Annotated in this window: 21 protein-coding genes and 4 tRNA genes; 9 read left to right on the top strand and 16 right to left on the bottom strand. The window is 59.7% G+C overall.

Annotation, left to right across the window (positions count from 1 at the left end):
- Positions 1–94: 94 nt before the first annotated feature.
- The 4 genes from AB5Y97_RS13815 to AB5Y97_RS13800 all read right to left on the bottom strand — a co-directional run bounded on the left by AB5Y97_RS13815 (position 95) and on the right by AB5Y97_RS13800 (position 3,137).
- Positions 95–472 carry a VOC family protein gene (locus AB5Y97_RS13815; protein WP_201948080.1) on the bottom strand — a complete coding sequence of 126 codons (378 nt, stop codon included), beginning with the start codon at positions 470–472 and terminating at the stop codon, positions 95–97.
- Positions 473–538: 66 nt separating this feature from the next.
- Positions 539–1,243, bottom strand: a complete 705-nt coding sequence (locus AB5Y97_RS13810) for a helix-turn-helix transcriptional regulator (protein WP_368158188.1) — start codon at positions 1,241–1,243, stop codon at positions 539–541.
- A gap of 65 nt (positions 1,244–1,308) precedes the next feature.
- On the bottom strand, positions 1,309–2,268 hold the full coding sequence (locus AB5Y97_RS13805) for a helix-turn-helix domain-containing protein (RefSeq protein WP_103251833.1): 960 nt from the start codon (positions 2,266–2,268) through the stop codon (positions 1,309–1,311).
- A 98-nt stretch (positions 2,269–2,366) separates the two neighbouring features.
- Positions 2,367–3,137: an MBL fold metallo-hydrolase gene (locus AB5Y97_RS13800; protein ID WP_335854538.1), complete on the bottom strand. Its 771-nt coding sequence runs from the start codon at positions 3,135–3,137 to the stop codon at positions 2,367–2,369.
- Between the two features lie 279 nt (positions 3,138–3,416).
- Between AB5Y97_RS13800 and AB5Y97_RS13795 the strand changes: the two genes are divergently transcribed.
- Both AB5Y97_RS13795 and AB5Y97_RS13790 read left to right on the top strand, forming a co-directional pair.
- Positions 3,417–3,830: an Hsp20 family protein gene (locus AB5Y97_RS13795; protein WP_005339298.1), complete on the top strand. Its 414-nt coding sequence runs from the start codon at positions 3,417–3,419 to the stop codon at positions 3,828–3,830.
- Positions 3,831–3,922: 92 nt separating this feature from the next.
- The gene (locus AB5Y97_RS13790; protein WP_005339297.1) at positions 3,923–4,363 is read left to right on the top strand and encodes an Hsp20 family protein; all 441 of its coding nucleotides are present in this window, start codon (positions 3,923–3,925) and stop codon (positions 4,361–4,363) included.
- A 72-nt stretch (positions 4,364–4,435) separates the two neighbouring features.
- On the opposite strand, the gene AB5Y97_RS13785 is transcribed toward AB5Y97_RS13790, so the two are convergent.
- Entirely contained in the window at positions 4,436–5,686 is a 1,251-nt protein-coding gene (locus AB5Y97_RS13785) for a valine--pyruvate transaminase (RefSeq protein WP_201948088.1), read from the bottom strand.
- 291 nt (positions 5,687–5,977) lie between these two features.
- Between AB5Y97_RS13785 and AB5Y97_RS13780 the strand changes: the two genes are divergently transcribed.
- Positions 5,978–6,211 (top strand): hypothetical protein, encoded by a 234-nt coding sequence (locus AB5Y97_RS13780; RefSeq protein ID WP_005342304.1) that lies wholly within the window; start codon positions 5,978–5,980, stop codon positions 6,209–6,211.
- Here the strand turns inward: AB5Y97_RS13780 and AB5Y97_RS13775 are convergent.
- Complete coding sequence (locus AB5Y97_RS13775; RefSeq protein WP_201948090.1) at positions 6,141–6,959, bottom strand: helix-turn-helix domain-containing protein; 819 nt, start codon at positions 6,957–6,959, stop codon at positions 6,141–6,143. The two genes, AB5Y97_RS13780 and AB5Y97_RS13775, sit on opposite strands and share 71 nt — an antisense overlap.
- Before the next feature lie 92 nt (positions 6,960–7,051).
- On the opposite strand from AB5Y97_RS13775, the gene AB5Y97_RS13770 reads away from it, so the two are divergent.
- Positions 7,052–8,179 (top strand): multidrug effflux MFS transporter, encoded by a 1,128-nt coding sequence (locus AB5Y97_RS13770; protein WP_368158187.1) that lies wholly within the window; start codon positions 7,052–7,054, stop codon positions 8,177–8,179.
- 4 nt (positions 8,180–8,183) lie between these two features.
- On the opposite strand, the gene AB5Y97_RS13765 is transcribed toward AB5Y97_RS13770, so the two are convergent.
- From AB5Y97_RS13765 to AB5Y97_RS13720, 10 genes are all read right to left on the bottom strand, one after another.
- Entirely contained in the window at positions 8,184–8,867 is a 684-nt protein-coding gene (locus AB5Y97_RS13765) for a response regulator (RefSeq protein WP_005355774.1), read from the bottom strand.
- Positions 8,867–11,455 carry a sensor histidine kinase KdpD gene (locus tag AB5Y97_RS13760; RefSeq protein ID WP_257696895.1) on the bottom strand — a complete coding sequence of 863 codons (2,589 nt, stop codon included), beginning with the start codon at positions 11,453–11,455 and terminating at the stop codon, positions 8,867–8,869. Before AB5Y97_RS13760 ends, AB5Y97_RS13765 begins: the two co-directional genes overlap by 1 nt.
- Positions 11,456–11,581: 126 nt before the next feature.
- Positions 11,582–12,109, bottom strand: coding sequence for a potassium-transporting ATPase subunit C (locus AB5Y97_RS13755; protein ID WP_257696896.1), 528 nt, complete (start codon positions 12,107–12,109; stop codon positions 11,582–11,584).
- 62 nt (positions 12,110–12,171) lie between these two features.
- Complete coding sequence (gene kdpB, locus AB5Y97_RS13750; RefSeq protein WP_257696897.1) at positions 12,172–14,229, bottom strand: potassium-transporting ATPase subunit KdpB; 2,058 nt, start codon at positions 14,227–14,229, stop codon at positions 12,172–12,174.
- Positions 14,230–14,296: 67 nt separating this feature from the next.
- Complete coding sequence (gene kdpA, locus AB5Y97_RS13745; protein WP_257696898.1) at positions 14,297–15,991, bottom strand: potassium-transporting ATPase subunit KdpA; 1,695 nt, start codon at positions 15,989–15,991, stop codon at positions 14,297–14,299.
- 456 nt (positions 15,992–16,447) lie between these two features.
- Positions 16,448–17,797 carry a glutathione-disulfide reductase gene (gene gorA / locus AB5Y97_RS13740; protein ID WP_236272351.1) on the bottom strand — a complete coding sequence of 450 codons (1,350 nt, stop codon included), beginning with the start codon at positions 17,795–17,797 and terminating at the stop codon, positions 16,448–16,450.
- A gap of 76 nt (positions 17,798–17,873) precedes the next feature.
- A complete protein-coding gene (locus AB5Y97_RS13735) occupies positions 17,874–19,841 on the bottom strand; it encodes an ATP-binding protein (RefSeq protein WP_368158184.1) in 1,968 nt (655 codons plus the stop codon).
- A 118-nt stretch (positions 19,842–19,959) separates the two neighbouring features.
- The gene (locus AB5Y97_RS13730; protein WP_005355755.1) at positions 19,960–23,040 is read right to left on the bottom strand and encodes a multidrug efflux RND transporter permease subunit; all 3,081 of its coding nucleotides are present in this window, start codon (positions 23,038–23,040) and stop codon (positions 19,960–19,962) included.
- A gap of 15 nt (positions 23,041–23,055) precedes the next feature.
- Positions 23,056–24,189, bottom strand: coding sequence for an efflux RND transporter periplasmic adaptor subunit (locus AB5Y97_RS13725; RefSeq protein ID WP_005355753.1), 1,134 nt, complete (start codon positions 24,187–24,189; stop codon positions 23,056–23,058).
- A complete protein-coding gene (locus AB5Y97_RS13720) occupies positions 24,186–24,782 on the bottom strand; it encodes a TetR/AcrR family transcriptional regulator (protein ID WP_005339267.1) in 597 nt (198 codons plus the stop codon). The genes AB5Y97_RS13725 and AB5Y97_RS13720 overlap by 4 nt, the downstream gene beginning before the upstream one ends.
- 232 nt (positions 24,783–25,014) lie before the next feature.
- Between AB5Y97_RS13720 and AB5Y97_RS13715 the strand changes: the two genes are divergently transcribed.
- The 5 genes from AB5Y97_RS13715 (at position 25,015) to AB5Y97_RS13695 (ending at position 26,172) form a co-directional block, all read left to right on the top strand.
- Positions 25,015–25,091, top strand: a tRNA-Arg gene (locus AB5Y97_RS13715).
- A gap of 51 nt (positions 25,092–25,142) precedes the next feature.
- A tRNA-His gene (locus AB5Y97_RS13710) sits at positions 25,143–25,218 on the top strand.
- 20 nt (positions 25,219–25,238) lie between these two features.
- Positions 25,239–25,324, top strand: a tRNA-Leu gene (locus AB5Y97_RS13705).
- A gap of 76 nt (positions 25,325–25,400) precedes the next feature.
- A tRNA-Pro gene (locus AB5Y97_RS13700) sits at positions 25,401–25,477 on the top strand.
- 179 nt (positions 25,478–25,656) lie between these two features.
- Positions 25,657–26,172, top strand: coding sequence for a ricin-type beta-trefoil lectin domain protein (locus AB5Y97_RS13695; protein WP_368158183.1), 516 nt, complete (start codon positions 25,657–25,659; stop codon positions 26,170–26,172).
- Positions 26,173–26,181: the final 9 nt, after the last annotated feature.

Raw genomic sequence — 26,181 nt, 5'->3', positions numbered from 1 at the left:
AAGCCGCTCCCTGTGAGCGGCTTTTTGTTTTTGGGAGGAAGAAGTTGCACGTTCCACGTGAAACATGAAACAGCTTGGTGTTGATGGTTCTAATTCAGCCCAGTTCTGGTGCTAGGCAGTAGAGGCGCAGACGATGGCCATCCGGATCGAGGGCCATGCAGGTGTAGCCAAACTCCATCTTGGTCGGCACTTGGATCAGGGTGAGCCCGCGCGCCAGCCACTCGGCAGACAGGCGATCGACGGCATCATCATCCGGGAGGGCGAAGGCCAGCTCCATCGCTCCGGCCGTTTGGGTCACGGCAGGTTCAACTGTGGCGCTGGACCAGAGTGCCAGTCTGGCGCCGGATTCGAACACGAACATGGCAAAGGTAGGTGACTCCTCCAACGGTTCACGCCCGAACAACTCGCGGTAGAAGAGCGCGCTGCGGGTCGGATTGGTAACGTAGAGGATGGTGAACTGGGGGACTAACATGGTGATGCTCCTTGCTGATGAGATGGCGCATTGGCGCCGACCCCCTCAGCATGGGGCTGCCTGCTGTCAGTTTCTGTCAGCAATGAATTTCGGCTGCGGGATTTGCTGGGTGGTGCGCCACTCCTTCAGCAGGCTCTCTCTGCTTTTTGGATAGCGGCAATCTTGCGGTTGCATCCGGGTGATGCGATCGACCCGAAAGTGGCGAAAGCCCTGACGCAGTTCGCACCAGGCCACCAGTACCCGTACCTGTTCGAAGTAGCCGAGGGCAAAGGGCCAGACGGTGCGCTCAGAGGCCTCATCCTTGAGATCGCGATAGATCAGGGTCACCTTGCGTTGCTGGCGGATGGCACTGCGCAGGGGGGCTTCATCGGTGAGGCGGTCGCTGCGGGAGGTGCCGATCAGCAGGGCATTGCTCTGGAGCTGCTGGCGATAGTCGGCTGGCAGTACGGCTTCTATCTTGGCCAGCGCACTGCTGGCCGATGCACTCCAGGCTCCATCACCGTGGGCGACGACCCAACGCGACCCCAGCACCAGCGCATCCAGCTCCTCCTCGCTGAACATCAATGGCGGCAGCATGAAGCCGGGACGCAACACATAGCCAATCCCCGGTTCACCCTCGATATGGGCACCTTGTGCCTGCAGGGTGGCGATATCCCGGTAGAGGGTGCGCAGGCTGATGCCAAGCTGGCTGGCCAGTTCCGCGCCAGTGATGGCGTAACGGTGGCCGCGCAGCAGCTGGAGCAGGGCCAGCAGGCGTTCGGAACGGGACATGGGATGACTCCTCGGGATTTCTGGCTAGCCTGCCATAGCGGAGTGAGCGGGTATAGAGGATGTCATCAGACATTGTTGCCGCGAAAAGATCGTCGCCACTCGCTGGGGGAGATGGCAAAGCGGGCGCGGAAGTGATTGCGCAGGGAGGTGGCACTCTTGAAGCCGACCAGCTCGGCGATGCGATCGATGGAATGACTGCTCACTTCCAGTAACTCCTGACTGCGCCTGAGCCGCTCCGCCAGCAGCCATTCACCCACCGAGAAGCCGGTAGCCTGATGAAAGCGGCGGGTAAAGGTGCGTCGACTCATCAGGGTGAGGTCTGCCAGAGAATCCAGGGTATGAGGCTCGGCCAGATGGGCACGCAGGTGATCGAGCAACTGATTCATCCGGGCATCGCGTGTGGAGGTGGGCACCGGCTGTTCGATAAACTGGGCTTGGCCCCCTTCCCGGTGAGGCGGGATCACCAGCCGCCGCGCCACCTTGTTGGCGATGGCCGAGCCGTGGTACTGGCGTACCAGATAGAGGCAGCAGTCCAGTCCGGCGGCGGTACCTGCCGAGGTGACCAGCCCCTCGTCATCCACATAGAGGGCGTTGGTATCGAGCTGCACGCAAGGAAAGCGGCGACAGAAATCCTGTTCGTACTCCCAGTGGGTCGATGCTTTGCGACCATTAAGTAGTCCGGCGTAGGCGAGCACATAGGTGCCAAGACAGAGCCCGACCAGCCTGGCACCTCTGGCTCTGGCGGCAATCAGGGCATCGAGCAGCGCTGCGGGTGGCCGTGCTGCCGGGTCGTGCCAGAAGGGGATGACGATGATCTCCGCCTCGGCCAGCACCTCCAGCCCATAGGAGGCCTGAATGGTGAAGCCTTGTGCCGAGTGTGCGTGGCGGTTGCCATCGCCGCAGCAGATCTTGAGCTCGAACAGCGGCTGGCCCGGCAGAATATCGCCGAAGATGAGGCAGGGGACGGCGCAGTGAAAAAGGCTGAAGTGATCGAAGGTCACCACGGCAACGATCGGGGTGGTCATGGTGTTGGCTCCTCTCTACGCGCAGACCTCTCATCATAAGCGTTTGGCAGTGAAAGCCGAAGGGCCATGCGCGCTGTTCGGCATGGCCCTCCTGCGGGTCACAGTGATATCGCCTCGCCATCTTCTGGCACCCGTACCCGATCCGTCATGCCCCGTTCCGCCAGATAGTCGCGCAGCTCCTGGCGTGACAGCACGGCGTGATTGACCGCCTCCATATGGCTGGCGATCAGCGTGGCTTGCGGTGCGGCCTGATAAACGGCGGTGACATCCTCCTTGCCCATGATGATGGAACCGAGTCCAAGCACCTGTGCATCGCCACAGTTGAGGATGATGACCTCGGGCTGATGCTGTTGCAGGGCTTGCTCGACCCGGGGATGCCAGATGGTATCACCGGCCAGATAGAGGCTCTGTTCATCGGGGTGGGAGAAGACCACGCCGCATACCTCTCCCATTCGCTCGCTCAGTACCGCCATCAGTTGATCGCTGCCGTGCTGGCCACCGGTCTGCTGCAGGCGAATGCCGGCAAACTCGGGCTGGTCGCTCAGCAGCCGCACATCCTCAAAGCCACTGGCACGAATGGCATCGGCATCTTTCTGATGTTGCACCAAGAGCGGCAGATGCTTGGGGAGCAGGGCTCTGGCTGCGTCATCCCAGTGGTCGGGATGGTCGTGGGTGACGATAACGGCATCCACATCGACCAGCTCATCGATCGGTAGCGGCAGATCGACCAGCGGATTGCGCAGATGGCTGTTGGCGGTGCCCTCAAAGCCGGGGAAGGCCCCCTTGGCCGAGAGCATGGGGTCGATCAGAAAGCGGGTACCGGCATAGTTGAGCAGCAAGGTGGCGTTGCGAACCTGGGTAATCTTCATGGGATGCTCCATATTGGCTGGTGGATATGCAACCAATTATGGAGTGCGGAGCGCATTGCCATCAGTGGCCCAAGGGTCGATTATCATCACTATCGGGCCAACAGGTTGATGTTCTACAGGTCGGTGCGGCCATTTAAAAAATTTGAAAAAATCCCCTTGAAAGGAAAAAGTGAGCCCCTATATAGGTAACAAGGCCGGAACGCTCGACAGAGGTTTCGACCAGGCGCCCGTCCATAAGGAGGGCAAACAATCCGTTATCGCTCATAAGAGGGTAATACTATGCGTTCTATCGACTTTTCTCCGCTCTATCGTTCTGCCATCGGTTTCGATCGTCTGGCCAATCTCATCGAATCTGCGGCCAGCAATGGCAATGCCGGTTATCCCCCTTACAACATCGAGCAGCTGGGTGACAACGACTACCGCATCAGCATGGCGGTGGCGGGCTTTACCCAGGAAGAGCTGGAGCTGAGCTTTCAGGAAAATCTGCTGACGGTGAAGGGCAACAAGCAGGCCGACACCGGGCGCAACTATCTCTATCAGGGGATTGCCGAACGTGGTTTCGAGCGTCGCTTCCAGCTGGCCGACTATGTGCGGGTGAAAGGGGCCGACCTGAAAAATGGCTTGCTGCACATCGAACTGGTGCGTGAAGTGCCCGAGGCGATGAAGCCGCGCAAGATAGAGATCAACGGCTGATAGCCTGAATTTTCTGAAATTTTAAAATTTCCCGGGTGCCGATGACGGGCCTGTGGAGAGTTGAACCTGTTGCTTATTAGAAGGATAGGATTATGCGTAACCTCGATTTTTCTCATCTCTATTCCAACGCCGTCGGCTTCGAGCGGATGGCCCGTGAGCTGGAAGGTCTGTTCGAGCAGAAGACCGCAGCTTACCCTCCGTACAACATTGAAAAGCGCGATCAGGATGGCTATCGCATCACGGTCGCCGTGGCTGGCTTCGAGCGCGAAGAGCTGGAGCTGGAGACCGAAAACGGCACCCTCAAGGTGAAGGGGCGCAAAGGGGCTGCGGCCGGTGAGCGTCAGTTCCTCCATCAGGGGATTGCCGAGCGTGACTTCGAGCTCGCCTTCAAGCTGAGCCAGCACGTGGAAGTGCAGGGGGCCAAGCTGGAGCATGGTCTGCTGACCATCGATCTGGCACGCGAACTGCCGGAGGCGCTCAAGCCCAGAGCCATCCCCATCGGCAAACCCGAGCAACTGGCGCTACCCGGCTAAGCAAACCGGATCGCGATAAACAAGAGAGGCCTGCATCTGCAGGCCTCTCTGTTTTTGGCTGGCCGGACTGACTTAGCCAGCGTAGAGGGCGTTGATTTCGTCGGCCAGAATGGCGATGCCGCGGCGCACCAACTCCTCGCTCTGGGAGTAGTTGAGGCGGATGCACTCCTGGCTGTGGCGCCACTCGGGGTCGTCGATGCCGGGGAAGAAGTAGTGACCCGGCACGATCAGCAGGTTCTTCGCCTTCAGTCGCTCATAGAGTTCCTGACTGTGGATCGGCAAGCCTTCAAACCAGAGCCAGAGGAAGAGGGCGCCTTCCGGCTTGTGAATGTGGAAGCGCGGGTCGGGGATCGCCTCGCGCAGCAGTTGCACCGCCAGCTCCGCCTTCTGCTGATAGAAGGGCTTCACCACCTGTTCGCTGAGCGAGATGATCTCGCCGCTCTCGATCATCGGGATGGTGATGGCGGGGCCCAGACTGCCCGGCGCCAGATTGATGATGCCGCTCAGGTTGGTGATGGCCTGAATGATCTTCTCGTCGGCGATGACGATGCCGCAGCGGGTGCCCGGCAAGCCGAGCTTGGAGAGGCTCATGCAGAGGATGGTGTTGGTGTTCCAGAATGGCTTGGCTTCGCTGAAGATGATGCCCGGGAAGGGGACGCCGTAGGCGTTGTCGATCAGCAGCGGAATCCCCTTGTCGCGGGCGATCTGATCGAGGTGTTCGATCTCTTCGTCGGTCAGCACGTTGCCGGTGGGGTTGGTTGGGCGAGAGACGCAGATCACCCCGATGTCGTCACCTACCTGCAGGCTCTCGAAATCCACGTGGTATTTGAACTGGCCATCGGGCAGTTTCTCGAGGGTGGGTTTGTAGGCCACGAAGTAGTCGTCGGCCAGCGCCGAGTCGGCATAGCCTATGTATTCGGGGGCGAGCGGGAACAGCACCTTCTTCTTGCGGCCATCGGCAAATTCGCCGGCCAGCAGGTTGAACAGGTAGAAGAAGGCATTCTGGCTGCCGTTGGTCAGGGCGATATTGCGGGCCGAGATATCCCATCCCAGCTCCTTGCTGAGCAGGGCTGCCAGCGCTTTGGTGAACCTGTCTTTGCCCTGTGGGCCGTCGTAGTTGGCCATCGCTTTGATCAGCTCGCCGTTGTCGAGCAGGCTCTTGGCCTCGGCCTGAAAACGTTCCAGCATGGCGGGGATGGGGGCCGGATTGCCGCCACCCAGCATGATGGCGTCCGGATTGGTCAGCCCCTGATTGAGGTCATCCATGAGTTGGGTAATACCGGCGTGGCGAGTGAACTTCTCGCCGAACAAGGAAAATTCCATTCGGTGACAGATCCAGAGTCAGTTACGAAGATGTAGCACCATAGCTCAGTTTAAAAGCGGGTGTCGATCAAAAAGATGGGACGTTCCACGTGGAACATGGTGCAAAATCAAGCGTGGTTAAAAGCACCAACTGTTGGTTTAAAAATGACCGAGCGGGATGCATTTTGCGACTCAATTTGGTATCGCAAGATAGTTAATTTAAACAAAATCATCATGTTATGAATTGTGTGAGGATTGGCACAACTATTGGAATAGCTATCTGGTCATCTCAACCATACCGGAGCAAACCAGATGAAAAGCCTGATCGCTACCCTGATTGTGAGTGCCCTGAGCCTGAACGTGATGGCCAACGAAAACCCGCGGCCCGAGCTGGAGAGTGCCCAGCTGGAGCAGGATGTGCAGAGCGAGTTGCAACAGGCATCTCATGCCGTAGTGCAGGATGCGCTGCACAATCTCAAGCCGCTGGCGCTGGATACCCTGGTGGTGGAGGCGAGTCAGGCTGTGGCGACTCACCCCGAGAGTTGAGGTAGCGCAGGGGGGTCTGTCCCGTATGTTGTTTGAAGAAGCTGATAAAGGCACTGTCGCTGGAGAACTCCAGTGCAGCGGCAATCCGGCTGATGGGCTCGCTTTCTGCCAGCAGCTCCATGGCGCGCAACAGCCGCCACTGCTGACGCCACGCCTGATAGCTCATGCCGGTCTCCCGCATGAAGATGCGGCCAATGGTCTTGTCACTGGCACCCACCCGTTCGGCCAGCCGGTTGAGCCGATCGGGCAGGGCATCTCCCCGTTTCAACTGCTGTAGCCAGTCGCCCAGTCTGGGATCGGTCGGCAGCGGCAACTGCCACGACTCCCGCGGTGCCTGCTCCAACTCCTCCATAAACAGTGCCACCGTCCGTTGCTGCTGCTCTTGCGGTTTGTCCCACGGCCAGAGCGCCATCCGTTCGATGAGTTCGTGCAGCAGCGGATTGACCGCCAGCACTTCCACCGTGCCGGGCAACTCGGGGTGCGGCTGGAAGTAGAGTGAGCGGTAGGCAACGACACCGCGCATCAAGATCCTGTGTGCGGTGCCTGCAGGCAGCCAGGCGGCGCGGGTGGGCGGCAGCAGGCAGACTCGGCCTTCCAGCTCCATGGTCATGCAGCCGGATTGGGCGAACAGTAGCTGATGACGCTGATGCTGGCCCGAGTCGTGCCAGCCGAGGGCGGAGGCAATGCCGATCACGCTGCCCGTCAGCTGGTCGGGGTCAAAAGGGTGATCGGGAAGAATAAAGGCCATATGTCCGATTTTTGATGTTTATAGTCCTGCTTATTGTAATCAGACAATCGGCATCTCTCTAGAATGGCGACCTCTTGTGAAGGAGGTTTGTCATGAACAACAAGTTGCCACCGCTCTGGCTGGTTGTGGGATTGATGATGTTTCCCCAGATTGTGGAGACCATCTACAGCCCGGTCCTGACCCACATCGCCAGCCAGTTTCAGGTGAGCGAAGGGCAGGCATCCCAGACCCTGTCGGTCTATTTTCTGGTGTTTGCGGTGGGCGTGGTCTGCTGGGGACGGCTCTGCGATCTGATTGGGCGGCGTCTCGCCATGCTGGCGGGTCTGCTCACCTATGGCGTCGGCACCCTGCTGGCGCTGCTGGCCAATCAGTTTGAAACCCTGCTGCTGGCTCGGGTCATCTCGGCCTTTGGCGCAGCCGTGGGCTCCGTGGTGACCCAGACCATGCTGCGCGACAGCTATCAGGGCAGCGATCTGGCGCGGGTCTTCTCGGTGATGGGCATTGCGCTCTCACTCAGTCCGGTGATGGGGCTGCTCAGTGGCGGGCAGCTGGCGAGCGGGTTTGGCTATCTCGGGGTGTTCAGTGGTTTGCTGGTCCTGGCGGTAGGCTTGCTGCTGGTTACCTGTTGGCAACTGCCGGAAACCCGTCCGGCCACCAGCCAGCGAGTCGCGCTCTGGCCGCTGGCGTGTCGGATGATGAAGGATGGCGGACTCTGGCGCAGTGCCATGCTGGTCGCCCTGTTCAACACCATGCTGTTTGGCTACTACAGTCTGGCCCCCTTCCTGTTTGCCGGATTGGGATTGAGCACCGGCGAGTTTGGCTATTCGGGGATCTTGCTGGCGCTGGCGACTCTGCTCGGCAGCCTGCTCAACAAGCATCTGCTGGGGAGGGGGTGGTTGCCATCCTCTCTGATCAGACTGGCTTGCGCTCTGGCGCTGGTTGCCGGGCTGCTGGTCTGGGCGACTCAGTCCAGCCTCTGGTTCCTGTTGCCCATGATGGGTGTCGTCGTCGCTTTCGGGCTGGCTATTCCCAATGTGCTGAGTCAGGCGCTGCTGGCCTATCGCGAAGTAGCGGGCAGTGCTGGCGCCCTGTTCGGACTTGGCTACTACCTGCTGCTCAGTTTGGGGTTGGCGGTGGCGGCCGGATTGCAGGATCTCGGCCTGTTGCTGAGTGGCTGCGGTCTGCTGGCACTGCTTTGCTGCGGGCGTCGTTCCACGTGAAACGTCAGTTGCCGATAAAGCGGTAGCCGATACCTGATTCGGTCTCGATAAGCGTCGGTTGCTGGGGGTTATCCCCCAGCTTTTTGCGCAGGCTGGCGATGACGATGCGCAGGTAGTGGGTGTCCTCCTTGTGGCTCGGCCCCCAGATGTCGTTGAGCAGCTGGGTCTGCATCACCAGCTTGCCGGGGTGGCACACCAGCGCCTGCAGCAGGGCGAACTCTTTGCGGGAGAGGGGGATCTCCTCCTCTTTCATGGTCACCTTGTGGCTGCTGATATCGAGCGTCAGGCCGCATTGGGGGAAGTGGCGCCGCTCGCCGCTGCTGACACCAGCCCGCTGGCGCAACAGCACGCGAATGCGGGCCATCATCTCGCCGATGCCAAACGGCTTGCTCATGTAGTCGTTGGCACCGGCATCCAGCAGCCGCACCTTCTCCTGCTCCGAATCGCGGGCCGACAACACCAGCACCGGATTGGGGTGGTGCTCGCGAATGGCCTGCAACACCTGAATGCCATCGCCATCCGGCAGACCGAGATCGAGGATCACCAGATCGGGGTTGAGGTGGCGATACTGCTCCAGCCCTTCATTGACCCCCACCGCCTCACTCACCTGATGCCCCTCGGCAATCAGGCTGATCCGCAGAAAGCGACGGATCGCCGCTTCATCATCTATGACCAGAATGTGCGCCATCAAACCTCCGGTGAATTGAGTGCGAGCGGCAGGGAGATGCGCATGCAGGTTCCGTTGCCATTAGGGCCGGAGAAGGCCCAAATCTTGCCGCCGTGGGCCTCTATCATAGCGCGGGAAATGGCCAGGCCAAGCCCGGTGCCACGGCTGCCGCAATCGCCCACTGGCTGGGTGTAGAAGAGGTTGAAGATCTTCTCCCGATCCGACTCGGCGATACCGACCCCGATATCGATGATATCGATGATGAGGTCGGGTTCGGCCACCATCACCTTGAACTCGATGGGGGTGCCAGCCGGCGAGTAGCGAGAGGCGTTGTCGAGGATGTTGACCAGCACCTGCTCGATCAGGGCGCCATGGACATAGAGCTGGGGCACATGCTGATCGAAATGGAGCAGCAGCTTGTGCTGGCGCCAAGAGGAGTCGAGCCGCTTGCGGGCGCTCTCCACCAGATCTGCCAGATCGACCCAGTCCCGTTTCAGCTGGAAGTCGGGGGAGCCGATGCGGGTCATATCCAGCAGATTCTGCACATAGCTGTGCAGGCGGCGCGCCTCCTCCTGCACCGAGTGGAGCAGTTCGTCACGGTCTTCGGCGGGGATCCGGTCACCATATTCCAGCAGGGTGCTGCCAGCCCCCATGATGGTGGCCAGCGGTGTCTTCAAATCGTGGGAGACCGAGGAGAGCAGGGCGGCGCGCATCCGGTCGGTCTCCGCTTGCAACTGACTGTCGGCCAGCCGCTCGTTGAGGTCGATCCGCGCCAGCGCGGCGCGAATGTCGGTGAGCAGCGCTTGTAGCTGGTGTTCGGCAGAGGAGGAGAGCGGATTGGCCAGCGTTATGCCGATCACCAGCTCATCGCTGAGGTGGTGATACTGGGCTTCGGCGGCATTGAGAGTTGCGGTGTGGGCTCCGGCGCTCTGCTTCTGGGCCAGACACCAGTCGATGGCCGCCTTGTCGGTCTGGCCTGGCCTGTGCTTCTCGTTGCCGAGCCTGTCGTTGAATTCCTTGTCGATCACCACGGTCGGCTGGCCGAGCGCCAGTGAAATGGCCTGGGCACCTTGTCTCAAAACCTCCTCCGGGCTGCTGGCAGTGGCCAGCCCCTGACTGAGGGAGAGCAGGGCATTGCCCAGCTGCTGGGTCTCTCGTAGACCGATCAACTGCTGGCGCTGACGGGAGGCGAGCCGTCCTGCCGTCATGCCGACGATAAGCAGCACAAACAGGGTGAGCAGGTCGCTGTGGTTGGCAACGCTCAGGGAGAAGTAGGGGGCGGTGAAAAGCAGATTGTGGGCGATAAAGCCCAGCACCGCCGCCAGCGTGGCGGGTACCAGACTGGTGGTGAGGGCCGTCGCCAGCACCCCCAGTACAAAGATGAGCGGCAACGCTGCGGGGGGCAGCCAGTAAGAGAGCCCCCAGGCGGCGGCCGAGGTGATCCCCATGATCACCACTGCCAGCAGGCTGTGGTGAATATCCTTCGGGGTCGGGACGCGCATTCCCACTTCGGGCTTCTGCTTCTCGGTATCGACCAGCGTGATTTCGAGCCCCTGCGCCTGTTTGAGCAGGTGTTGCACCAGCGAGCGGCGCCACGGCGCCTTGTGAGGTTTGCCGAGCAGCAGCTGGGAGACCTGCTGCTGTTCGGCGGTCTCCAGCAGGGTGTTGGCGACCGCTGGACTGGAGAGGGTCAGCACCTTGGCACCGAGGTGGGAGGCGAGCGCCAGCGCCTGCTCCACATCGGCCGAGCGGCGGCCATTGCTGTCGACATGCACCACCAGCCACGGAAGCTGGCGGCGCTGGGCAAAGCGGTGGCCGTAGCGCACCAGCGCCGAGCCGTGCAGGTCGCCGAGGCAAACCATCAGCTTGCCCCGCAGCGGCAAGGTGCTCTTGCCTGCTGCCTGCCACTGTAGTTGCAGATCGCCCTCCACATGGCTGGCGGCGGTCTGCATCGCCAGTTCCCGCAATGCGGTGAGGTTGTTGAGGGAGAAGAAGGATTGCAGGGCAGCCTTGGCCTGATGGGGCACATAGACCTTGCCCTCCTTGAGGCGGCCGAGCAGCTCCTTGGGGGGCAGGTCGATCAGCACCAGACTGTCGGCTTCCAGCAGCACCTGATCGGGCAGAGTCTCTTTCACCCTGACCCCGGTCAGCTGCCACACCAGATCGTTGAGGCTCTCCAGATGCTGCACGTTGAGGGTGGTGTAGACGTCGATCCCGGCGTTGAGCAGCTCCTCCACATCCTGCCAGCGCTTCTCGTGGCGGCTGCCGGGGGCGTTGCTGTGTGCCAGCTCGTCCACCACAGCGATGGCCGGTTTGCGGGCGAGCAGGCCGTCGAGATCCATCTCCTCCAGTCGCTGCTGGCGGTGCATGTGGATCTTGCGCGGCATGATGGCGAGCTTGTCGAGCAGAGCCAGGGTCTCCTGACGGCCATGGGTCTCCACCACGCCGATCAGGATGTCGACCCCCTCTTTGGCCTGTTCCCGCACCGCCTGCAGCATGGCGTAGGTCTTGCCGACGCCGGGAGCGGCGCCGAGAAACACCTTCAGCTTGCCCTTGTGCTCCTGTTCGAGGCTCGCCAGCAGGGCGTCGGCCCTTACCTCATCACGCATCCCCATGCTCCTGCATCAGACTCGTCAGCAGGGCATCAGCGCTTGCTACATCAGCCATTGTTATCCCTATCGAGCCAACCGCCCGTTTCGAAAATCGAGGTCATCACCAAACCGGAATGGGCGCTATCAGGCGCCCTTTTGATGATCCAGTTGCAGATTCAGCTGGAGAATGTTGACCACCTGCGGGCCAAGGATACCAGCTTGTGTGGCCGACTTGACCTGCTCCGTCAGTTGGGCGGGATCCAGTCCACGTTCTTTGGCGACGCGGTCGACCTGAGCCAGTACCGCATCCAGCGGCAGGTGGGGATCGAGGCCGGAGGCGGAGCGGGTCAGCATGGCGGGGGAGCTGGTTTCAGGCTGAGCCTTGGCTGCCTGTTCGGCAAACTCTGCCCGCAGCAGTGAGCTCATCCCCAGATTGCTGGCGCTGCCGCCTATGGTGTTGAAATCGCTGGCGGAGGGACGGGGATGGAAATAGTCAGCCCGCTCGAATTTCTGCCCCAGCAGGGCGCTACCGATCAGTTGCTGCTTGCTGTCGGTCAGCTGGCTGCCGTTGGCCTGCCAGGGGAACAGCAGTTGGGCCAGCCCGGTCACCGCCAGCGGATAACCCACGCCCAGCAGCAGGGTCAGGGTCAACAGGGTTCTGATTGCTATCATGATTCTCTTGCTCCAAAAGGATGGCTGGGGATGCGGGTCTGACCCGCATCCCGGTTATGTCGTTACACCAGACCCAGGCCGGTAATGACCAGATCGATCAGCTTGATGCCGATAAACGGCACCAGCAGGCCACCGACACCGTATATCAGCAGGTTGCGGCGCAGCAGGCTGGCAGCCGAGCCTTTCAGGTCGACACCACGCAGGGCCAGCGGTACCAGCGCCACAATGATCAGGGCGTTGAAGATGATGGCCGACAGGATGGCGCTCTGCGGGCTGCCCAGCTGCATCAGGTTCAGCGCCCCCAGTTGCGGGTAGGCGGCGATGAACAGGGCCGGCAGGATGGCAAAGTACTTGGCCACGTCGTTGGCGATGGAGAAGGTGGTCAGGGCGCCACGGGTCACCAGCAGCTGTTTGCCGACCAGCACCACGTCCAGCAGCTTGGTGGGGTTGGAGTCGAGATCCACCAGGTTGCCCGCCTCCTTGGCGGCCTGGGTACCCTCGTTCATGGCCAGACCCACGTCAGCCTGCGCCAGTGCGGGCGCATCGTTGGCACCGTCGCCGCACATGGCGACCAGACGACCATCGGCCTGCTCCTGACGGATATAGGCGAGCTTCTTCTCCGGCGTTGCTTCGGCGATGAAGTCATCCACCCCGGCTTCGGCGGCGATGGCGGCGGCGGTTTTCGGGTTGTCGCCGGTGATCATCACGGTACGGATCCCCATATGGCGCAGGATCTGGAAGCGGGCTTTGATTCCGGGCTTGATGATGTCCTTGAGGTAGACCACCCCCAGCAGCTTCTCCTGAGTGCAGACCAACAGCGGAGTCCCACCCTGACGGGCGATGCTGTCGACTGACTTGAGTACCAGCTCCGGCACCGCCTTGCGGTCGAGGCTGAGGTAGTTCAACACGGCATCTACCGCACCCTTGCGATATTGATGACCGTTGCGATCCAGTCCGCTCAGCCGGGTTTCAGCGCTGAAGGGGATCACCTTGTCGCTCTCCAGCTGGCTCGGCTTGGCCATGCTCTTGCTGGCCAGAGTCAGGATGGATTTGCCCTCCGGGGTGTTGTCACCCAGCGAGGCCAGCATGGCGGCTTGTGCCAGCAGGGCGGGGTCGACGCCCGGTGCCGGGATCAGTTCGTCAGCCATCCGGTTACCGAAGGTGATGGTGCCGGTCTTGTCCAGCAGCAGGGTGCGCACGTCACCGGCCGCTTCCACGGCACGGCCAGACTTGGCGATGACGTTCAGCTTCACCAATCGATCCATACCGGCAATACCGATGGCGGAGAGCAGGCCGCCGATGGTGGTCGGGATCAGTGTGATAAAGAGCGCGATCAGGTAGAGGCGCGGTACCTGAGTGCCGTTGTAGTCGAGGAACCAGGGCAGGGTGGCGACCACCAGCAGGAAGATCAGGGTCAGCCCGACCAGCAGGGCATCCAGCGCCATCTCGTTGGGCGTTTTCTGGCGCTTGGCCCCTTCCACCAGTGCAATCATGCGATCCAGTGTGCTTTCGCCCGGATTGTTGCTGACGCGTACCCAGATCTCGTCTGAAACGACCGTCGTGTTGCCGGTTACACCGCTGCGATCGGTACCCGATTCGCGGATGACGGGGGCGGATTCGCCGGTGATGGCGGCCTCGTTGACCGAGGCGATACCGGCGATCACCTCGCCGTCGGCCGGGATCATCTCGCCGCTGCGTACCAGTACCAAATCACCCTTCATCAGGCTGGTGGCGGGTACCCATTCGCCCTGACCATCTTTTGCATTAGCCACCCGACGGGCCTTGAGTTGGCTCATGCCTGCCTTCAGGCTGTCGGCCCGCGCCTTGCCGCGACCTTCGGCCAGCGTCTCGGCGAAGTTGGCAAACCAGAGGGTGAGCCAGAGCCAGGCAGTCAGCTGCCAGGCCAGCGAGGGGGCGACGCCGGAGAACGGCTGCCCCAGCAGTGACTCCACCGTCGCCATGACTGCAGCCAGCCAGAGGGTAAACAGGATGGGGCTGCCAAACAGTGCCTTGGGATTGAAGCGGTAGATGGCTTCAACCATGGCCTGCAGGATCTGCGATTGCTGTTTTTTGCCCTTCACCAGCATGGTGTCGGTGCTCATTGCAGTGGACTTGCTCATTGGAAAGCTCCCAGCATCAGATAGTTGGCGATTGGCATCCTGATGGTGATCGACAGGGTCAGGTTCATCAGAATGCACCTCCGATCAGGCTCAGATGTTCGGCCACCGGGCCCAGTGCCAGCACCGGCAGGAAGGAGAGGCCACCTATCAGCAGGACGGTGATGATCAGCAGGGTAACGAACAGCGGGCCGCTGATGGGGAAGTCCCCTTCGCTCGTCTCCTGACGGGGCGCACGGGCCAGCTGACCGGCGATGGCCAGTACCGGAATGATGTAGCCGAAGCGACCGAGCAGCATGGCCAGACCGATGGCGATGCACTGCCAGTTGTCACCGGCGGCAAAACCGGCGAAGGCGGAGCCGTTGTTGCCGGCAGCCGAGGCGTAGGCGTAGATGAGGCGTGACAGACCGTGCGGGCCATAATGGCCGATGATGGTGCTGGCATCCGGCATCAGCAGGGTGACACCACCGATCACCAAAACCCCCACCGGCATGACCAACATGCTGGCGACGACCCACTTCATCTCGGTGATGCCGAGGCGTTTGCCCAGATAGGTCGGGGTACGTCCCACCATCAGGCCGCACAGGAACACGGTCAGCAGTACGAACAGCATCATGCCGTAGATACCGGAGCCGACCCCGCCGAAGATGACCTCACCCAGCAGCATGTTGATCATGCCCACCATGCCGCCGAGCGGAGTAAAGCTGTCGTGCATGGCGTTGACGGCACCGTTGGAGGCGGCAGTAGTCGCCACTTCCCAGATGCTGGAGAGCACAGGGCCGAAGCGGCTCTCCTTGCCTTCCCAGTTGCCAGCCATGTTGCTGGCGTCAGTGGTGAGCTGGGCGAGGGCGGGATCCGGTTTCAGCTCCTGGGAGAGGGAGATGAAGAGCCCTAGCACCAGCATGAGGGTCATAGCACCGAGAATGGCGCGACTGTGGGCCATGTCCTTCACATAGCTGCCCAGAGTAAAGACCATGGCGGCGGCGATGGTGAGCAGGGCGACCATCTCCAGCCAGTTGGAGAGGGCGGTCGGGTTCTCGAACGGGTGGGCGGAGTTGATGCCGAAGAAGCCACCGCCGTTGGAGCCCAGCTGCTTGATGGCGATCTGAGAGGCCGCCGGGCCGAGGGGCAGCAGCTGCTCCTGACCTTCCACGCCGTGGAACGGCAGATAGGCGGAGAGGCTTTGCGGCACCCCTTGCCACACCAGCACCAGCGCCATGATCAGCGCGATGGGCAGCAGCACATAGAGGCAGAAACGCACCAGATCCTGCCAGAAATTGCCAAGGTTGATGGTCTGCTGACGGGCGATACCGCGGAACAGAGCAATGGCGACGGCGGCGCCCGTCCCTGCGGAGACGAAGTTCTGGGTGGTCAGCCCCACCATCTGGCTGAAGTAGGAGAGGCTGGCTTCACCGGAATAGGCTTGCCAGTTGGTGTTGGTCATAAAGCTGACCGCGGTGTTGAATGCCAGTTGCCAGCTCAGACCCGGCAGTTGTTGCGGGTTGAGGGGCAGCAACCCCTGCGCCATCAGGATCAGGAACAGCAGACCGAAACCGGCGCCGTTGAAGGCCAGCAGGCTGAGGGCGTAGGACTTCCAGTCCTGCTCCCGTCCATCGGTGCCACAGCAAGCCAGCGTGGCGCGCTCGACCGGTGCCAACCAGCGGATTTTGCCTTCAAATACCCGGTAGATGTAGTTGCCCAGCAGCGGTGCCGGCAGCAGAACCAGCAGCACGAAGGCCACCGGATAGATTATTTCTTGCCACATGTTCTAGTTCCTCACTCGTGACTGCGCGTGAGTGCGCGCATCAGATAGGCCATCAAGGCGAGGACGAGCAGCAGATATAGCCAATTCATATCGACTCCATTGAGATAATTAGCTGCGAGAGCCGATGTAAGACCATATCGACTCTGTTGGTGTCATTGACGCTGAAAAGGGTATGTAAAACAGGCGTAAAGGCGCCATAAAGCGCCATGTGGCAGGCGTAAAATCGGCGTAAAGAACGACGGATTTGCGAGAGAAATGGCGAGGAGGGATCAAAAACCCGGCCTGAGCCGGGTTTGGGGGAAGGGGTTAGATGGCTGTAGAAGCAGGCTGCTCGTGACAGGCCAACTTCATCTGCCCTTAACGCATAGTGACGAACTCTTCCGCGCTGGTGGGATGAGGCGTAGGAACGCATTTGTTGAAGTTGGCCTGATAATGACAGGCCAACTTCAAACGTACCTATCGCATTGTCACGAACTCTTCAGCACTGGTCGGATGGATAGCCACGCAGTTGTCGAAATCTGCCTTGGTGGCGCCCATCTTCATGGCGACGCCGAAGCCTTGCAGGATCTCGTCCATCGCAAAGCCGATACCATGCAGACCGACCACCTTCTCTTCCGGGCCGACACAGACCAGCTTCATCCGGGTGGGCTGGCGATGCTGGGTCAGTGCCGAGTACATGGCGGTAAACTGGCTGCGGTAGACCTTCACCTGGTCCTCGCCGTATTCGGCGATGGCTTCAGGTTCGGTCAGGCCGATGGTGCCGATGGGCGGGTGGCTGAACACCACGGTCGGCACCAGATCGTAGTTGAGGTGCTCGTTCGGCTTGTTGTTGAACAGCCGTTCGGAGAGGCGACGGCCCGCAGCGACGGCCACCGGGGTGAGCTGGATGCGACCCGTGTTGTCACCCACCGCATAGATGTTGGCGACGGAAGTGTTCTGGAACTTGTCGGTCGGGATAAAGCCCTTCTCGTCCAGCGCGATGCCTGCGGCGGCCAGATTGAGGTTGTCGGTAGCCGGTATCCGGCCGATGGCCCAGATCAGGCAGTCAACGGTGAGGTGGCGACCATCTTCCAGTTGCAGGGTCAGGCTGTTGTCAGCGTTTTTGAGCACGGCTTTGGGAATGGCGTGGGTGTGCAGCTTGGGCCCTTCCTGCGCCATGATTTCGACCAATGTCTCGTGGATCATGGGGTCGAAGTTGCGCAGCGGCGCGTGCTTGCGCACCACCAGATGGGTCTCGGAGCCGAGCGCCTGCATCACCCCTGCGATCTCGACTGCGATGTAGCCCGCACCCACTACGGCAACCCGCTTGGGTTGGCTTTGCAGGTCAAAGAAACCGTCGGAGTCGATACCCAGCTCGGCACCCGGGATCGCCGGAATTTCCGGGCGGCCACCGGTGGCGATCAGGATGTGATCAGCCGTGTAGTGCTCACCATTAACCTCGATGGTGTTGCTGCTGACGAAGCGGGCGAAGCCCTTGATGACGGTGATCTGGTTCTTGCCCAGCACGTTCTGATAGGACTGGTGAATGCGGCCGATGTAGGCCTGGCGGGACTCGACCAGCTTGGCCCAGTTGAAGTGGTTGAGGGTGGTGTCAAAGCCGTAGTCGGCACCATATTTCAGGGCATCGGCGATCTGGCCTGCATACCACATGGCCTTCTTCGGTACGCAGCCTACGTTGACGCAGGTTCCACCCAACTCTTTGGCTTCAATCAGGGCAACTTTCTTACCGTACATGGCAGCACGGTTGGCAGAGGCGATACCGCCGCTGCCGCCGCCGATGGCGATATAGTCAAAATGCTGTGCCATTGCGAGGTTCTCCGCTCATTAAGAATGCAATCACAGCATGATGGGGATAAAGCGGCTGGCTCACAAGAGCCAGCGCTCAGTTATGTTGGATCGGCAGGCGAATATGGAACTGGGCGCCCTGGCCCGGTTCGCTGGCACAGTGGATGCGGCCTTTCAGCAGTTGCACCACCAGGTTGTAGATGATGTGGGTGCCAAGACCGCTGCCGCCCTGACCCCGCTTGGAGGTAACGAAGGGATCGAAGATGCGCGGCAAGATTTCGGGCGGGATGCCGCGGCCGTTGTCCGAATAGTCGATAAACAGTTCCTCTCCCTGCTGTTCCACCTTGATGGTGATCTTCTTCGGTTTGTCCCAGTTGTCGAACCCGTGGTTGATGGAGTTGAGGATCAGATTCGAGTAGATCTGGGTAAAACTGCCCGGGAAGGAGAAGATCGACAGCTTGGGATCGCACTGGATATCCACTTCGCACTGGCTCTTTTTCAGTTTGTGACCGAGAGATACCACCACCTGATGAAGGTTGTCGGCGAGGCTGAAGTTGTAGCGTGCTTCCGATGACTGGTCGACAGCCACCTGCTTGAAGCTGGCAATCAGCTCCGAGGCGCGCCGCAGGTTGCTCTGTAGCAGTTGCATCGACTCGTCGAGGTTGACGGTGAACTCGTTGAGATAGGAGCGCGACAGCTGCTTGGAGTCGATATGGGACTTGAAATCGGCGACCCGCTCCTGCAGGTAGGAGGAGGCGGTCACGCTGATGCCAATCGGAGTGTTGATCTCGTGTGCCACCCCGGCCACCAGCGAGCCGAGGGAGGCCATCTTCTCCGACTCCACCAGGGTCTGCTGGGCCTGTTTCAGGTCGTCGTACGCCTTGCCGAGCTGGTTGTTGGCTTCGCTTAGGCTGCGGGTACGCTCCACCACCTTGCCTTCCAGCTGTTCGTTGAGCTGGATTATCTCCCGCTCGACCTTTTTCAGCTGGGTGATGTCGTAGCCGAAGCCGATCTGGTACTTGAGGTTGGGGCCATCGTAGAAGGGGACGAAGGTCCATTGCAGTACCAGCTCATGGGCCTGCTGGTCATGCATGATGACCTCTTTGTCTGACAGTGAACCTTCCGCCGCCAGAATATCGTTCAGCTCTTCCCGTTGCGCCGGGCTGACAAAGAGATCCAGCCAGTTGTGCTGCAACAGCTCCTGCTGGTGGTAGCCGGTCAGCAGTATGGCTGCCGGGTTGATGCTGGCGATGGTCAAATCCGGTTCCATGCAGCAGATGACCATGTTGGCGGAGTTGATCAGGGTGGCGGAGAAGTCCCGTTCCTTTTGCAGTTGTTCGACCGCCTGATGGCGGGCAACCAGCTCGTCACGCAGTCGGGTACGCATCTGGTTGAGGGTGGAGACCAGGGTGTCCAGCTCATCGGGTTTCTTGCGTGGCTGCGGGCGGCCTTCCAGCTCCAAAGCCATGTCGAGCCGATCGAGGTTGAACTTCTGGGCGTAGTTGGCGATGCGGTTGATGTGCCTGACTACCAGATAATAAATGATGATCAGGATGCAAAATGAGACCACCAGGGTCTTGATGGTCTGGCTGACCATGATCAGCACCGATTTTTCGATGAGGCGCTGGTAGATCTGCTCGAGAGAGGCGGCAACGAACAGCTTGCCGACGATTTCACCCTGATAGGTGAGGTTGAATTCGCGGGAGATATCATAGCTCTCCCGCTCGACCCCCTGGGTCAGCAGCGGGACTTCGGAGTTGCCGAGCATCTCCTTGACCATCACGAACTGCATGTTGGGCAGGTTCATGATCCCTTCAATTTGCACTTTGACCTGCTCTTCATCCAGGTTCCACAAGCTGGCGGCGATGGGTTGCAGGAACGAGGCCTCGATCTGGCCGATGCTGTCTTCGATGACGGCAACATCCTTGCGGTAATCCCAGGCGAGTTGCAGCGCCGTAATGATCATCGCCAATACGGTACTGCAGACCAGAATGTAGGAGAGCAGGCGATATGAGAGTCCGTTGCGGCCTACGGCCCTGGCGGTCTTGGAGAAGAGTCCTGACATGGCGTCCTTGCGGTCTGGATGTGGTGTTTTTTAGTTTAACTGCTTCATGCACTTATGTCGTCTTTCCTGCGAAGCATAAAAAAGGCCCCGTATCGGGGCCTTTGCATGTGATTGATGATTAATGTCCGCCGTTTGCTTTGGGCGGAATGGTTTCATCGAATACCGGCAAGGGTTTGTGCTCGGAAGCCAGATAGGTGTAGATCACCGGCAGCACGAACAGGGTGAACAGGGTACCGATGGCAAGACCAGCCACGATGACGATACCGATACTGAAACGCTGTGCCGCACCGGCACCTGCGGCGTAGAGCAGCGGGATCAGACCGGCAATCATGGCGGCGGTGGTCATCAGGATCGGACGCAGACGCACCTTGGCGGCTTGCATCACGGCCTCCATCCGGTTCATGCCGCGCAGCAGCTGCTCTTCCTTAGCTACTTCACAGATCAGGATACCGTGCTTGGTAATCAGACCCACCAAGGTGATGAGGCCCACCTGGGAGTAGATGTTCATGGTCGCCATACCCCATGCCAGGGCAATCAAGGCCCCGCTGATGGCGAGTGGTACAGAGACCATGATGACCAGCGGGTCACGCACCGACTCGAACTGGATTGCCAGCACCAGGAAGATGATGGCCAGTGCCAGCGCGAAGGTGGCATAGAGCGCATTGCCTTCGGTGACGAACTGACGGGCTTCACCCATGAAGTCGTAACGATAGCCTTGCGGCAGCTTCTCGTCAGCGGTGGTCTGGAACCAGTTGATCGCATCACCCATGGCCACGCCCGGAGCCGGAACGGCGCCTATGGTGGCGGAGTTCAGCTGGTTGAAGTGGGGCAGGGCGCGGGGCTCGCCAACCACTTCAATGCTGATCAGGCTGCCGAGCGGGATCGACTTGCCGTCTGCGGCCCGCACGTAATAGCCCTTGATGGACTCCGGATTGAGACGGTACTTGCGCTCGACCTGCGGGATCACCTCGTAGGAGCGGCCATCCAGGTCGATACGGTTGACGTAACCGTCCGCCATCATGGTGCCCATGGTGATACCTATATCCTGCATGGTGATGCCGTAGGCACCCGCCTTATCCTTGTCGATGCGGATCTTCATGGTGGCGGAGTCGTAGTTCAGATCGAGATCCGAATAGACGAACTGACCGTTACTCTGCGCCGCTGCCAGAATTTCCCCGGCCACCAGGAACAGGCTTTCGAAGCTGTTGGGGGTGGTGATGACGAACTGGATCGGCAGACCACTCGATGCACCAGGCAGTTCCGGGAACTGGAAGGTGGTGATGGCCATACCCGGAATGTCTTTCACCAGATTGGCGACCCGGTCCAGCACCTCTTTCTGGCTCGCTTCACGCTGACTCCAGGGCACCATGGAGGCGATACCGAACGCCTGGTTGGCGTTGAACACCCCTGAGAAGACCTGGGAGAAGGCGATCTCGGGCTGGTCGTCCAGGATCTTGTTCACATCCGCCATGGTGTTTTCGATGTAGTCCAGGTTGGCGTTGGACGGTGCGGTACCCAGCACGGCCATTACCCCCTTGTCCTCTGACGGTGCCAGTTCGCTCGGGATGAACTTGAACAGCAGCGGCAGGCTGGCGAAGACGATGACGGCGAACACCACGATGACGGGGCGCTTTTTCATCACGGCGTGCAGCATGCTGTCGTAGCGATCGGTCATCCGCTCCAGCAGGTGGTGGACTGTGCTCTCGAACTTGCCTGGCTGCTCGTTGGCCTTGAGCATCTTGGAACACATCATCGGTGACAGAGTCAGGGCGATGATGCCCGAGACGAACACGGCGCCAGCCAGGGTCAGGGCAAACTCCTTGAACAGGGAGCCGGTGATACCACCCATCAGGGCAATAGGCGCGTATACCGCCGCCAGCGTAACCGTCATGGCGATAACCGGCACCGCAATTTCACGGGTACCGATAATGGCGGCCCGGAAGGGTTCTTCCCCCTCCTTGATATGACGGTCGACGTTCTCCAGCACCACGATGGCGTCATCCACCACCAGACCGATCGCCAGCACCATCGCCAGCAGAGTCATCAGGTTTATCGAGAAGCCGAACATATCCATCATCATCACCACGCCGATAAGACTGAGCGGAATGGTGATGATCGGGATGATGACCGCGCGGAACGAACCGAGGAACAGGGTGATGACCACCAGAACGATGGCGGCTGCCTCCAGGATGGTCTTGATAACCTCGTGGATGGACTCGTTGATCGCCACGGTGGAGTCATACATCACGTTGAGACGCATGGTGCTCGGCATATTGCGCTCAAGGCTCGGCAGCAACGCCAGCACATCGTGAGCGATGTTGATGGGGTTGGCTGTCGGCGCGGCGTTGACCGCCATGACCACTGCTTCGCGGCCATTGGCGCTGGCGCGATAGATGTCGTGGCTCTTCTCGAGGGTCACCTTGGCAATGTCGGAAAGACGGATCACCTTGCCGTCACGGGTAGCCACCACCAGTCGCTTCAGCTCGTCGACATCCTTGACCTGGGTCTCGGCGTTGCCGTTGAACAGGGTGAAGTAACCGGTCGCCTGACCTGTCGCGGACTGATAGTTGTTGCTGTTGAGCACCGTCATCACGTCACTGGCAGTCAGGTTGAAGGCCGCCATCTTGGCCGGATCCAGCCATACCCGCAGGGCAAACTCGACACCGCCGTAGAGGTCAACCTTGGAGACCCCGCCGACAGTAAAGAGCTGCGGCTTGATAACCCGCTCCAGATAGTCGGTGATCTGGCTGGAATTGAGCTCCGGGCTGGTAAAGCCGAGGTAGAGCACCGCCGTGGTTGAACCGGTGGAGGAGGTGACCGACGGGTCTTCCGCCTCTTTCGGCAACTGGGATCGCACCGAGTTCACCTTCGCCAGGATGTCGGACAGCGCGGCGTTGGGGTCGGTGTTGAGCTTCATGTACGCAGTGATGGTGGAGCTGCCCAGCTGGCTGGAGGAGGTCATGAAGTCGATGTTGTCGGCTTGCGCGACCGCCTGTTCCAGCGGCTGGGTGATGAACCCCTGGATCAGATCAGAACTGGCGCCATAGTAGCCAGTGCTGACGGTGATCACCGTGTTGGTCACCTCGGGGTATTCCCGTACCTGCATCTTGAAGATGGCCTGAAAGCCCAGCAAGGCGATCAGGAAGCTGAGCGAGATCGCCAGCACAGGCCGTTTTATAAATATGTCAGTAAATCGCATCGCAGATCTCCGCGCTTACAGCATCGGGGTTTGTGCCGGAACGGCCAGGGCATCGTTCTCGACCACATGCACCTTGGTGTCGTTGCTCAGGCGAACCTGACCCGACAGTACGATCTGGTCACCGGCCTGGATGCCGGAGAGCACATGCACATCGTTGCCACGGCGCTCACCGGCCTTGACCACAACCTGCTTGGCTCGCAGCACTTTCACCTTGTTACCCTCTTTGTCGGTCTCTTCGCCCTCTTTGAGCACATAGACGTTCTGACCGTAAAGGGTGAAGGAGATCGCGGTCTGCGGGATCACGATCTGATCTTTCACCGTCGGCAGAATGATGCTGGCGCGGGCGAACATACCGGAACGGAGCTGGCCGTCGTTGTTCGGAATGTCTGCCTGTACCTGGATCAGGCCGCTTTGGAAGTTGACCGCAGGCTCGATGGCGGTGATGTGACCGTCAAACTGGGTTTGCGGATAGGCATCCACATTGATCTTGATGGTCTGGCCCAGCTTGATTTTGGAGATATCGGTCTGGGGCACGGTGAAGCGCAGGCGCATCACGCTGGTATCCTCCAGGCGCACGATATCTGTGCCCGGCTGCAGATACTGACCGAGGAACACATTGCGCAGGCCGACCACGCCGCTAAAGGGCGCACGCACTTCACGACGGGCAATGGTCGCCTTCAGACTCTCGATATCCGCTTCCAGCGAGCGATAGGCCGCTTCCGCCTCATCCAGCTGCTCTTTGGAGATGGAGCTGGTCTTGTAGAGGTTCTGGAAACGATCGAACTTGGCTTTTGCCGCCGGCAGCTTGGCCTGGGAGGCCCGCAGATTGGCCCGTTCCACGGTGGAGTCCAGGCTCAGCAGCAGCTGGTCTGCCTTGACCGGTTTGCCCGACTCGAAGGTGATGGCGTCAATGGTACCTGCCAGTTCGGTGGAGAGGGTCACCCCCTGATTCGGCTCGATGAAGCCGATCGCTTCGATGGTCGGTACCCAATCCTGTGCCTTGGTCACCATGGCGGTGACGGGGAACTCGGGTTCCGGCCGGTTGGCCATGTATTGGGCAATCATCTTCTGTTTGAACAAATTGAAGCCGATGACGCTGCCAAACAAGGCGATCGCTATCAGCAACATAATGGCCATCCACTTTTTCATGAACAGGCTCCTGAGGTGGAAAGATTGGGGGATAAAATGGCATTCCAGCTGGCCCGGATCGCGGTTTCCAACTGCGATTCGGTCAGCGTGATGTTGTGCACCCTGCACTGCAGGGCCAGATGCATGACACTGTCCAGACTCAACACCTGGAGTGCCCGTATCGGTAAATCAATAAACAATCCTTGTTCAACGCCCTGTTCAAAAAATCGGTCCAGAGGCTCCCAGGCAGCCAGAATGACAGGATTGGTCTCCAATTCTGCCCCTAGCGGAGAGCTCTCGTACTGCAATTTGCACCGGATAGCGTTGGGTTCGTTAACAAAAATGGCATGAATATTGAGCCATAATTGGCGAAATTGTTGAAATGAAACTTTATCGATTGCTACATCGGCCATGACCATGGGCACACACTGCAAGATAGTGTGCTGGTGCAGTTGCCGGATCAGATCATCCTTGTCGCCGAAGTAGCGATAGATGGTGCCGGTGGCAACATTGGCCTTCTTGGCGACTTCCGCAATCGACAGACCATGAAAACCCCGTTCACCCAGCACCTCATGGGCCGCGTTGAAGATGCTCTCTTTTTTATCCAGAATCATCAGTGTGACTTTCGATTGAATGAACGTTCATTCATTCTAGATGGGCATCAAATCAAGTCAAGGCAGCAAGGCGATTTGCGACTGCAATCTGCCCCTTTTCGGTTGTCAGCAGGGGAATAGTGGAAGAAAAGTGCGCAATGTGCTTGAAAAAACAACGAACAGTGTTTCGGTGACAGAAAAGTGTAGACAAACCAGCAACCATCATTAATAATGCGCCCCGTTCGACAGCGTAGCGCCCGTAGCTCAGCTGGATAGAGCGCTGCCCTCCGGAGGCAGAGGTCACAGGTTCGAATCCTGTCGGGCGCACCATCAAAAGTGCGTCGGTTAAACGGGCGTTGTTGTGGAACGAAAACAGCTGTGGTGGCTGTAGCTCAGTTGGTAGAGTCCCGGATTGTGATTCCGGTTGTCGTGGGTTCGAGCCCCATCAGCCACCCCATTTTACAGCTTGTCAGGTACGCGAAGGTGGCGGAATTGGTAGACGCGCTAGCTTCAGGTGTTAGTGCCCCCCGGGTGTGAGGGTTCGAGTCCCTCTCTTCGCACCATACTTGCTGTATGACGAGGATGACCATCAGGTCGTATTTGTTTTTTTGAAGTAAACTATTTTGAAAGAAATAGCCTCGGTGATTAGCGCAGTCCGGTAGCGCATCTGGTTTGGGACCAGAGGGTCAAAGGTTCGAATCCTTTATCACCGACCACATTTAGAAAAACCTCGCTTCGGCGGGGTTTTTTGCTTTCCGGCCTCCGCCGTGCCAGTACTCTCTCCCTGTTACGTCTGTTTACACTCTATTTGGGCAGCGCGCCCCGCCTTTCGGTTATGCTTCAGCCTCGAGTCACTGACAACCGGATGTCATCGGCCCATTTCAGGCATTTTTCCATGAATAACAAAATTTCCTTTGCTTGCTCTCCCACCCTGCTGGCTGCCTTGCTGCTGGGTGGCTGTACCATCAAGCCGCCATCCACCGATGTGATGATGGGCTCCATTGCATCACAACCGCAGGAGGAGCGTTCTCTCTCCCCCTTGCTGACCAGCGGTGATTTTTGCGTTGCGGTGTCCCAACAGAAGGTGTTGGCACAACCTTGCAGCGGAAAAGACGATCAACTGTTCGAGTGGGATCTGGGTGAGTTGCGCCTGCAGGATCTCTGTTTGCAAGCCAAAAACGACAGCGAGTTGATGCTGGCACCCTGTGACGGTCAGGCGCAGTGGGAGTGGCAGAAAGACAGGCTGTTCAACAGCAAGGTCTCCCGCTGCCTCGATGTGGCTGGGAGACGCCATACCCCCGGCACGCCGCTGCGGCTGGCTGAATGCTACGGCGGAGCGAACCAGAGCTTCAGCTGGCAGCGGCCCAATCCCTGGCTGGAGACTCTGAAAAAACAAAGCCTCACATGGTGAGGCTTTGCT

The organism is Aeromonas sp. R10-2, from assembly GCF_040908445.1.
In the GTDB taxonomy this organism is placed as follows: domain Bacteria; phylum Pseudomonadota; class Gammaproteobacteria; order Enterobacterales; family Aeromonadaceae; genus Aeromonas; species Aeromonas veronii.
The sequence above is the reverse complement of the archived record's forward strand: the minus strand, read 5'-3'. Positions and strand labels throughout refer to the sequence as shown.